This window comes from Paracoccus sp. S4493, assembly GCF_000967735.1.
GTDB classification, from domain to species: domain Bacteria; phylum Pseudomonadota; class Alphaproteobacteria; order Rhodobacterales; family Rhodobacteraceae; genus Paracoccus; species Paracoccus marcusii.
In genome coordinates this window covers 1-238 of the sequence record NZ_JXYF01000208.1, presented here as the reverse complement: position 1 = coordinate 238, position 238 = coordinate 1, and the positions used below count along the sequence as shown (strand labels likewise).

Genomic DNA, 238 nt, shown 5'->3' with positions numbered 1-238 from the left:
TACAGCTTGACCAGGCGGGGTGCCAGCCACAGCGTGCCAAAGCCCACGGTGGCCGTCACCTTGAGTTCGCCGAAGACGTTTTCCTCGCTGTCGCGGATGCGGGCCGAGGCGCTGTCCAGCTTGCGCGACATGGACGAGGTTGCCTCGAACAGCAGCTCTCCCTGTTCGGTCAGAATCAACCCCCGCGCGTGCCGGTGGAACAGCGTCGTGCCAAGCGACTCCTCCAGCGCGCGGATCT

General features: G+C 65.5%; 1 protein-coding gene. It reads right to left on the bottom strand.

The features are described from left to right. Positions 1–236 (bottom strand): LysR family transcriptional regulator (locus tag TW83_RS16345; protein WP_239441408.1); only part of this gene is annotated, 236 nt, incomplete at its 3' end. Between the last annotated feature and the right edge of the window lie 2 nt (positions 237–238).